Genomic DNA, 9072 nt, shown 5'->3' on the forward strand with positions numbered 1-9072 from the left:
CGCGTGGGGCGGGCCGTGGGCCCGAGTTCACCCTTCCACCCCCCGGCCGCGTGGGGGGGGGGCGGCGGCGCCGGCGCCCCGCGCCCCCTCCGGCGCCCCGCCCCGCTCGCATGTAGGTACATGTCATGCGGACAGCGGCGACGAGCGTACGAGCACGAATGCGATCCCCCTGGACCTGGGCGGCCCTCGCCGCGGTGACAGGGGTGTGCGGTGCGCTGCCGTTCCTCCTCGCCGGCGGCGACGGACCCCGCCCGCTCTCCGCCGACGAGGCACGGCGCGTGGCCCTCACCCCGCTCCGCGCGTACCGGGACAGCCCGGCCGAGGTGACGGTCCGGGCTCCGCTGCCCGGCGGTACGGCCGTGGTCCGCGCGGTGGTCGACGAGCACCGGCGCCGGGCGGTGGGCTGGTTCGACACCGGGGACGCGGCGGAGCGGGGGCTGCTCGCGTGGGACGGTGCCGGGCTGGAGGTCGCCCGCCCCCGCGTGGACGGCAGCGCGGGCCCGCTGGCACGGCCGGCGTCGACGGCGGAGGCGGTGCGGGACGCGGCGCGGCTGCGGCCGGCGGCGTGGATCCGCCGCCGCTACGGGCCCGCTTCGCTGGACACGGCCCTGCGGCTGACGCTGTCGCTGGCCGCCGCCCGCCCGGACGACGCGCACCGGATCGCCCGCTCGGGCCGCCGCCACCTGGGCACGGACCGGATCGACGGCCGCCGCTACGACGTCTTCTCCGCCGGCGACGCCCCGCTGAGGTACTGGATCGACGGGGCGGGACGACTGCGCCGGGTCAGGGAGGACCTGGACGACGACCGCACGATCGAAGTCGACGTGACGGGGGCGCGGGTACGGACGCCGGTGCCGGAGCAACCATGGGCGAAGAGCTGAGGCGGACCGGGGGAGGCGGCGACGCTCACCGGCGCTCGCGGGGTGCCTCCCCCAGCCTTCGGCCGGGGGTACCCCCAGCCCCCACCCGTGCCGCGGTGCGGCACGCCTGCCCGCGGCTGGGTGGCGCCCCGTAGCGGTGCGGGGAACCGCGCGACCGGCCCCCACCGGCCCGCGGCCGACCCGCGCCCGCTGTGAACCGGCCCACATCACCTGTGAGTTGAGCGCACCGGCGGTGGATTGCCGTACCACTCCCCGACAGGTCCGCACCGGCTGCGAGGATGATGCGCCATGACGGCAGGATGGTGCGCACGCACGATACGGTCCGCGGTGTTCGCGGCCGTCTGCGTGCTGCTCGCCGCCCTGGGCCACGTCCTGATGTCCGGCAGCCGGCTGCCCGCCTGGGCGCTGGCCGCGGCTCTGGCGCTCACCGGCGCCCTCGGCTGGACCCTGTCGGGCCGCGAACGCGGGCTGCCGCTGGTCGTGTCCGCCGCCGTCGGCGCCCAGACGGCCCTGCACTCCGGCTTCTCCGCTGCCCAGGCGTGGACCACCCACACCGCGCCCATGGACATGGCCGGGAACACGGCCGGGAACACGGCCGCCATGGACATGGGGTCGATGCACATGGGCCCCGCCCACACCGACCCCGTCGAATACCTGGGCTTCGGCACCGGCGGCACCGCCTCCACCGGCATGTTCGCGGCCCACCTCCTCGCCGCGCTGCTGTGCGGCCTCTGGCTCGGCCACGGCGAACGCGCGGCGTTCCGCATCGTCCGGGCCGTCGCCGGCCGCCTCGTCGCTCCGCTGCGGCTGCTGCTCGCCCGGCCCGTCACCCCCGAGCGGCCGCGTCCCCGCCTGCGCCGCCGCCGTTCGCAGCGGGCGCCGCGGCTGCTGCTCCTCGTCCACGCGATCACTTCCCGGGGTCCGCCCGTGCGGACGGCTGTCGCCTGACGACAGCTGGTGTTCCGGGGCCGCCCGCGCGCGCCCCGGACGAACACGGCGGCCGCACGCCCGTTCGAGGACTCGGCCGTCTCCCCCTTTCACCTTTCTCGCAAGGACACCGAGTGATCACTTCCGTCCTGCCCGCACGCGCCGAGGCGACCGAGAAACGCGACGCGTCGATCACGGCCTGGGCACTTGCCGCCCGGTCCGGCGACACGGCCGCCGTGGACGCGTTCGTACGGGCCCTGCACCGCGACGTCCTCAGGTACGTCGCCCATCTCTGCGCCGACCCGCAGGCCGTCGACGACCTCGCCCAGGACACGTTCCTGCGCGCGCTGGGCAGCCTGCACCGTTTCGAAGGCCACGGCTCGGCCCGTTCCTGGCTGCTGTCGATCGCCCGCCGGGCCGTCGTGGACAGTCACCGGTACGCCGCCGCCAGGCCCCGCCCGGCGGACGTCCCCGACTGGCAGCAGGCCGTCGAGCGGGCCCAGCCGTTCGGGCTGCCGGGGTTCGACGACGGCGTCGCGCTCCTCGACCTCCTGGCGGCGCTGCCCGACGAACGGCGCGAGGCGTTCGTCCTCACCCAGCTCGTCGGCCTGCCGTACGCGGAGGCCGCCGAGGTCAGCGACTGCCCCGTCGGCACGGTCCGTTCCCGGGTGGCCAGGGCCCGCGAGGCGCTCCAGGATCAGCTGGTCTGAGGGCCCTCGGCCGGTTCGCCGAACGCCTTCAGGATGCGCTCGGCGGCCAGGGTCGCCGTCAACGTGCCGTCCCTGACCTGCTGTTCGAGGCCGGGGGCGGCCGCCCGCACCGCGGGATGGGCGGCCAGCCGGCCCAGCAGGTCGTCCCGGACCATCGACCAGGTCCACCCCACCTGCTGGTCACGGCGCTTGCCGGCGAGCCGCCCGGTGGAGTCCAGCAACGCGCGGTGCTGTTCCAGCCGTTCCCAGACCAGTTCCAGGCCGGTCGACTCCCGGGCGCTGCAGCTCAGCACCGGGGGAGTCCAGAAGGCGTCCTTGCCGTGCATCAGGCGCAGCGCGCCCGCCAGTTCCCGGGCCGCGGACCGGGCGTCGCGCTCGTGCGGGCCGTCCGCCTTGTTGACGGCGATCACGTCGGCCAGCTCCAGGACGCCCTTCTTGATGCCCTGCAGCTGGTCACCGGTACGGGCCAGGCTGAGCAGCAGGAAGGAGTCGACCATGTCGGCGACCGCGGTCTCCGACTGGCCGACGCCGACGGTCTCGACGAGGATCACGTCGTATCCGGCGGCCTCCATGACCACCATCGACTCGCGGGTCGCCTTCGCGACCCCGCCGAGGGTGCCCGCGCTGGGGGAGGGGCGGACGAAGGCGTTCGGGTCGACGGCGAGGCGCTCCATGCGCGTCTTGTCGCCGAGGATCGAGCCGCCGGTGCGCGTGGACGACGGGTCCACGGCCAGGACCGCGACCCGGTGGCCCAGCCCCGTCAGCAGCGTGCCGAACGCGTCGATGAACGTCGACTTGCCCACGCCGGGCACCCCGCTGACGCCGATCCGCCGGGCCCGGCCGCTGTGCGGGAGCAGCTCGGTGAGCAACTCCTGCGCCGACGCCCGGTGCTGTGGCCGGGTGGACTCGACGAGGGTGATGGCGCGGGCGATCACCGCGCGCCGTCCGTCGAGCACACCCTTCACATAGGCGTCGACATCGATCACAGCTCGTGCCCGAGTTCCGCCGACAGCCGCTTCACCAGGTCGTAGGCCGCGTCCGGAATCACCGTCCCGGGCGGGAACACGGCCGTGGCGCCCATCTCCAGGAGGGTCGGGACGTCCTGCGGCGGGATCACCCCGCCGACCACGATCATGATGTCCGCCCGGCCCTCCTCGGCGAGTTGTTCGCGCAGCGCCGGTACGAGGGTGAGGTGGCCGGCCGCCAGCGAGGAGACGCCGACCACGTGGACGTCCGCCTCCACCGCCTGGCGGGCGACCTCCTCGGGGGTCTGGAACAGCGGGCCGACGTCGACGTCGAAGCCGAGGTCGGCGAAGGCGGTCGCGATCACCTTCTGGCCGCGGTCGTGACCGTCCTGGCCCATCTTGGCGACCAGGATGCGCGGGCGGCGCCCCTCGGCCTCGTCGAACGCGTCGACCAGAGCCCGGGTGCGGTCCACGTTCGGGGACTCGCCTGCTTCGTTGCGGTACACACCGGAGATCGTACGGATCTGGCTCGCGTGCCGGCCGTACACCTTCTCCAGGGCGTCCGAGATCTCGCCGACGGTCGCCTTGGCGCGGGCCGCGTGCACCGCCAGTTCCAGCAGGTTCCCGTCGCCGTCCGCGGCCCGGGTCAGCGCGTCGAGCGCGTCCCGGCAGGCCGTCTCGTCGCGCTCCGCGCGCAGCCGCCGCAGCTTCTCGATCTGCTGGGCGCGAACCGAGGAGTTGTCGACCTTGAGGACCTCGATCTGCTCGTCGCTGTCCACCCGGTACTTGTTGACGCCGATCACCGGCTGCCGCCCGGAGTCGATCCGGGCCTGGGTGCGGGCCGCCGCCTCCTCGATGCGCAGCTTGGGAATGCCGGCGTCGATCGCCTTGGCCATGCCGCCCGCCGCCTCGACCTCCTGGATGTGCGCCCAGGCCTTGCGGGCGAGGTCGTACGTCAGCCGCTCCACGTAGGCGCTGCCGCCCCACGGGTCGATGACCCGGGTGGTGCCCGACTCCTGCTGGATGAGCAGCTGGGTGTTGCGGGCGATCCGCGCCGAGAAGTCCGTCGGGAGCGCGAGGGCCTCGTCGAGGGCGTTGGTGTGCAGCGACTGGGTGTGGCCCTGGGTCGCCGCCATCGCCTCCACCGCCGTACGCGTGACGTTGTTGAAGACGTCCTGCGCGGTCAGCGACCAGCCCGAGGTCTGCGAATGGGTGCGCAGGGACAGCGACTTGGTGTTCTGCGGCTCGAACTGCGAGACCAGCTTGGCCCACAGCAGCCGGGCCGCGCGCAGCTTGGCGATCTCCATGAAGAAGTTCATGCCGATCGCCCAGAAGAACGAGAGCCGGGGCGCGAACGCGTCCACGTCGAGGCCGGCTTCGCGGCCCGCCCGGATGTACTCGACCCCGTCCGCGAGCGTGTACGCCAGCTCCAGGTCGGCCGTCGCTCCCGCCTCCTGGATGTGGTACCCGGAGATGGAGATCGAGTTGTAGCGGGGCATCCGCTGCGAGGTGTAGGCGAAGATGTCGGAGATGATCCGCATCGACGGCTTCGGCGGATAGATGTAGGTGTTGCGGACCATGAACTCCTTGAGGATGTCGTTCTGGATGGTCCCGGCCAGCTTCTCGGGCGCGACGCCCTGTTCCTCCGCCGCCACGATGTAGAGCGCCAGCACGGGGAGCACCGCGCCGTTCATCGTCATCGACACGGTCATCCGGTCGAGGGGGATGCCGTCGAACAGCTGCCGCATGTCGAGAATCGAGTCGATGGCCACGCCCGCCATGCCGACGTCGCCGGTCACCCGCGGGTGGTCGCTGTCGTAACCCCGGTGCGTGGGCAGGTCGAAGGCGACCGACAGGCCCTTCTGGCCGGCCGCCAGGTTGCGCCGGTAGAACGCGTTGGACTCCTCGGCGGTGGAGAAGCCCGCGTACTGGCGGATGGTCCAGGGCTGGTTGACGTACATCGTCGGGTACGGGCCGCGCAGGTACGGCGCGATGCCCGGGTAGGTCCCGAGGAAGTCGAGGCCCTCCAGGTCACGGCCGGTGTAGAGCGGCTTCACCGGGATGCCCTCGGGGGTCTCCCACAGCGGCAGGTCACCGCCGGCCGCCCGCCACTCCCCGGGGCTGCCGTCGGTGACGGGGGTCCCCAGTTCGATGCCGGAGAAGTCGGGGATTCCCATCAGGACACTCCCATGCGGTCGAGGGTCTCGGACAGCACGGCCACGGCGTCGCAGCCCGCGAAGACGTAGGAGTCGACACCGGCGAACTCGCCCCGGCCCGCGAGGACCACGTGCCGGGCACCGGCCGCCTTCAGCGAGGCGGCGGTCTGCGCGGCCTGTTCGGTGTAGAGCGCGTCGCTGGAGCAGAGCACCGCCTCGGTGGCGCCGCTCTCCTCGAAACCGCCCTCGGTGACGGGTTCGATGCCACCGGCCTGGAAGAGGTTGGCGGCGAAGCCCGCGCGCGCGGTGTACGCGGCGGCCGGGCCGAGCGTGGCCAGGTAGATCCGGGGGCGGCTGCCGGTCGCCGCGAGATGGGCGTCCGAGCGGGCGCGCAGCTCCTCGTAGGCCTCGTCACGGCGGACCCGGGGGAGGCCGCCCGACGGCGGCTCGGGCGCGGGTTCGCGCACGACCGGCTTCTCGGCGAGGAACGGGAACTCGCTGACTCCGGTGACGGGTTCACGGCGCTTGGCGAGCCGCTTGGAGCGCTCGGCCCAGGTGGTCGCGAGGTCGGTGCGCAGGCGCCCGGAGCGCAGCACCGCCGCCTGGCCGCCGTCCCGCTCGATGCTCCGGAAGAACTCCCAGGCGGCGTGGGCGAGTTCGTCGGTCAGCCGCTCCACGTACCAGGACCCGCCCGCCGGGTCGATGACCCGGGCCAGGTGGGACTCCTCGATGAGGATCGTCGAGGTGTTGCGGGCGATCCGGCGGGCGAACGCGTCCGGCAGGCCGATCGCGTGGTCGAACGGCAGCACGGTGACGGAGTCGGCGCCGCCCACCCCGGCGGCCAGCGTCGCGACCGTCGTGCGGAGCATGTTCACCGACGGGTCGCGGCGGCTCATCATCACCGGTGAGGTGACGGCGTGCTGCACCTGCGCGCCCGCGTCGGCGGCCCCGCTGACCTCGGCGACCCGTGCCCACAAGCGGCGGGCCGCGCGCAGCTTGGCGATGGTCAGGAACTGGTCGGCGGTCGCCGCGTACCGGAACTCCAGCTGCCCGAGGGCCTGTTCGATGCCGAGACCGGCCTCGGTCAGCTCGCGCAGGCAGGCCACGCCGGTGGCCAGGGAGGCACCCAGCTCCTGCGCGGCCGAGCCGCCCGCCTCGTGGTACGGCAGCGCGTCCACGGTCAGCGCGCGCAGGCCCGGGAACTCGGCCGCGCAGCGCTTCGCCAGGTCGGCGACGGGGGCGAAGGGCAGGGCGGTACCGGTGCGGGCCTCGTACCCCAGCGGGTCGGCGCCCAGGTTGCCGCGCACCGCCTTGGGGTCGACGCCCTTCTCCTCGTACAGCCGGAACAGCTCGGCCGCCGCCGCCTCGGTGTCCGGGCCGGCGTCCAGGACCACCGGGGCGAGGTCCAGGTAGACGCCGTCCAGGGCACCGGCGAGGGCGGACACCGGGATGCCGCCCCGGCCCGCGAGCAGCCAGAGCGAGGTGACGCCGTTCTCCAGGTCGGCGAGGAGCGCGCCGTCGGGGGCCGCCGTGTGCCGCTGCCGGACGTCCCAGCCGTCCGCGACCCCACCCTCCGGACGGCCGCCGCGCACGTACGGCGCGAAGCCGGGCAGACCGGGGTCGGGTGCGGAGTCGCGCGCGGTGTACAGGGGACGGGTGCGCAGCCCGTCCTCCAGCGTCGTGGACAGGGCGTCCTCGGCGGCCTCGCCCGAGACTTCCCTGCCGGACTTGCGCAGCACACCCTCGACCAGGCGTTGCCACTGCTCTTGCGTCGCGTCAGGGAACTCGGCGGCCAGTGAGAGCCCGTCGTCAGGCAGGACCGTCATGCTCGGATGCTAGGGCAGACCGCTTGAGCCGCGCTGATGGCAGGGCTGTGACCTTGCCCTCCCCGTGGCTGTGACCTGCGCCTCCCGGGGATGAAGTGGCCGGATTCGTACGGTCAGGGCGTGTCGTCGGCCAGCTCCGGGATCAGCGCGCACAGCGCCTCGCGCTGCTCCGGGCCGATGACGTGCCCGACCGCCTGCCCGACCGTCCCGGCGAGCGCGGCGGAGGCGTCCTGGATCTGCCGCCGGGCCTTGTCGGTGAGGGCGACCTCGATGCCCCGCTTGTCTCCGCAGGCGGCCTTGCGGGTGACCAGACCGGCGTGCTGGAGGCAGGCGATCTGGTAGGTGAGGCGGGTCTTGGGGCGGCCCAGGAGCTCGGCGATCCGGGTCATCCGCAGACCCTCGCGCGGCTGTTCGGCCAGCAGGCACAGGATCAGGAACTCGTCGTGCGAGACGTCCAGGGTCTCCTTCACGACCGACCGCAGCCGCTGCTCCACCGCGCCTGTCGCGGCCAGCAGCAGCATCCAGGCGCGCAGCTCGGCCGGGAGCAGCCCGCCGCCCTCCTGGGACGGACATCGGGGCAGCTCTGCGGAGTGTTCCTGGGTGGCGGCCATGGCATCGAGTCTACCTGTTGTCCAAATTTGGATATTGGGCTAGCGTGCGGTCGTCCACCCAGTCATCCAAATTTGAACCATCAACGGATCGGAGTACGGCCATGACCGTCACCGTGGAAACCGGCCTCTGGCAGCTCGACCCGACCGCCTCCACCGTCGCCGTCCGGCACAAGACCCTCTGGGGCCTGGTCACCGTCAAGGGCACCTTCGCGGGTGTCACCGGCCGGGGCGAGGTCACCGCCGACGGCGCCGCCGCCGGAACCGTGACGATCGACGCGGCCTCCCTGGACACCGGGAACAGGAAGCGCGACGAGCACCTGCGCTCGGCCGACTTCTTCGACGTCGCGAACCACCCGGAGATCACCCTCGCCGTACGCGGTGCCGAGCGGGGCGCGGGCGACGCGGTGCGGGTCGACGGGCAGCTCACGGTCCGGGGCATCAGCAGGCCGCAGCAGGTCACCGCGAAGCTGGTCGCCGCGGACGCCGACGGGCTCACCCTGGAGGCCGAGTTCACGGTGGTCCGCGAGGAGTTCGGCATCACCTTCAACCAGATGCGCATGATGGGCGGCCCAACCACGGTCACCGCCACCCTCCGCTTCACCCACACCCCGGCCTGACCCGCCCCGCCCGAGCGGGTTCGACGTCACCCCCGGCCGGCCGGCGCCCCGACAGGGGCGCGGGGAACGGCGCGAGGAGCCACCACGCTGCCGCGCTCGGCAGACGACGGATCGCGCACCCCGCCCGTCCCGAGCGGTTTCGGTGTCACCCCGGGTTGGGCAGCGCCCCGACAGGGGCGCGGGGAACGGCGCGAGGAGCCACCACGCTGCCGCGGTCGGCAGACGACGGATCGTCCGCCCTGCCCGGTCCGAGCGGTTTCGGTGTCACCCCGGGTTGGGCAGCTCCCCGACAGGGGCGCGGGGAACGGCGCGAGGAGCCACCACGCTGCCGCGGTCGGCAGACGACGGATCGTCCGCCCTGCCCGGTCCGAGCGGTTTC

The 9072-nt window shown here is 73.7% G+C and carries 8 protein-coding genes; 4 read left to right on the forward strand and 4 right to left on the reverse strand.

Annotated features, from left to right (window positions below):
• Window positions 1–158 precede the first annotated feature (158 nt).
• From AB0472_RS45710 to AB0472_RS45720, 3 genes are all read left to right on the forward strand, one after another.
• Window positions 159–881: a hypothetical protein gene (locus tag AB0472_RS45710; protein ID WP_366365597.1), complete on the forward strand. Its 723-nt coding sequence runs from the start codon at window positions 159–161 to the stop codon at window positions 879–881.
• Between the two features lie 288 nt (window positions 882–1169).
• Window positions 1170–1829 (forward strand): hypothetical protein, encoded by a 660-nt coding sequence (locus AB0472_RS45715; RefSeq protein ID WP_366365599.1) that lies wholly within the window; start codon window positions 1170–1172, stop codon window positions 1827–1829.
• 113 nt (window positions 1830–1942) lie between these two features.
• Entirely contained in the window at window positions 1943–2518 is a 576-nt protein-coding gene (locus AB0472_RS45720) for a sigma-70 family RNA polymerase sigma factor (RefSeq protein WP_366365601.1), read from the forward strand.
• On the opposite strand, the gene meaB is transcribed toward AB0472_RS45720, so the two are convergent.
• The 4 genes from meaB to AB0472_RS45740 form a co-directional block, all read right to left on the reverse strand.
• Entirely contained in the window at window positions 2506–3504 is a 999-nt protein-coding gene (meaB, locus tag AB0472_RS45725; protein WP_366365603.1) for a methylmalonyl Co-A mutase-associated GTPase MeaB, read from the reverse strand. The genes AB0472_RS45720 and meaB overlap by 13 nt on opposite strands.
• Window positions 3501–5660 carry a methylmalonyl-CoA mutase gene (scpA, locus tag AB0472_RS45730; protein ID WP_366365604.1) on the reverse strand — a complete coding sequence of 720 codons (2160 nt, stop codon included), beginning with the start codon at window positions 5658–5660 and terminating at the stop codon, window positions 3501–3503. The genes meaB and scpA overlap by 4 nt, the downstream gene beginning before the upstream one ends.
• Window positions 5660–7465, reverse strand: a complete 1806-nt coding sequence (locus AB0472_RS45735; RefSeq protein ID WP_366365606.1) for a methylmalonyl-CoA mutase family protein — start codon at window positions 7463–7465, stop codon at window positions 5660–5662. Before AB0472_RS45735 ends, scpA begins: the two co-directional genes overlap by 1 nt.
• A gap of 113 nt (window positions 7466–7578) precedes the next feature.
• A complete protein-coding gene (locus AB0472_RS45740; RefSeq protein WP_366365607.1) occupies window positions 7579–8076 on the reverse strand; it encodes a MarR family transcriptional regulator in 498 nt (165 codons plus the stop codon).
• Between the two features lie 101 nt (window positions 8077–8177).
• Between AB0472_RS45740 and AB0472_RS45745 the strand changes: the two genes are divergently transcribed.
• Entirely contained in the window at window positions 8178–8693 is a 516-nt protein-coding gene (locus AB0472_RS45745) for a YceI family protein (protein ID WP_366365608.1), read from the forward strand.
• Window positions 8694–9072: the final 379 nt, after the last annotated feature.

It is taken from the genome of Streptomyces sp. NPDC086777 (assembly GCF_040702065.1).
Lineage (GTDB): Bacteria > Actinomycetota > Actinomycetes > Streptomycetales > Streptomycetaceae > Streptomyces.

Excerpts from the sequence above, each read along its gene's own strand:
- AB0472_RS45710 (WP_366365597.1), top strand. The coding sequence starts at position 159 with ATGCGATCCCCCTGGACCTGGGCGGCCCTCGCCGCGGTGACAGGGGTG.
- AB0472_RS45715 (WP_366365599.1), top strand. The coding sequence starts at position 1,170 with ATGACGGCAGGATGGTGCGCACGCACGATACGGTCCGCGGTGTTCGCG.
- scpA (WP_366365604.1), bottom strand. The coding sequence starts at position 5,660 with ATGGGAATCCCCGACTTCTCCGGCATCGAACTGGGGACCCCCGTCACC.
- AB0472_RS45735 (WP_366365606.1), bottom strand. The coding sequence starts at position 7,465 with ATGACGGTCCTGCCTGACGACGGGCTCTCACTGGCCGCCGAGTTCCCT.
- AB0472_RS45740 (WP_366365607.1), bottom strand. The coding sequence starts at position 8,076 with ATGGCCGCCACCCAGGAACACTCCGCAGAGCTGCCCCGATGTCCGTCC.
- AB0472_RS45745 (WP_366365608.1), top strand. The coding sequence starts at position 8,178 with ATGACCGTCACCGTGGAAACCGGCCTCTGGCAGCTCGACCCGACCGCC.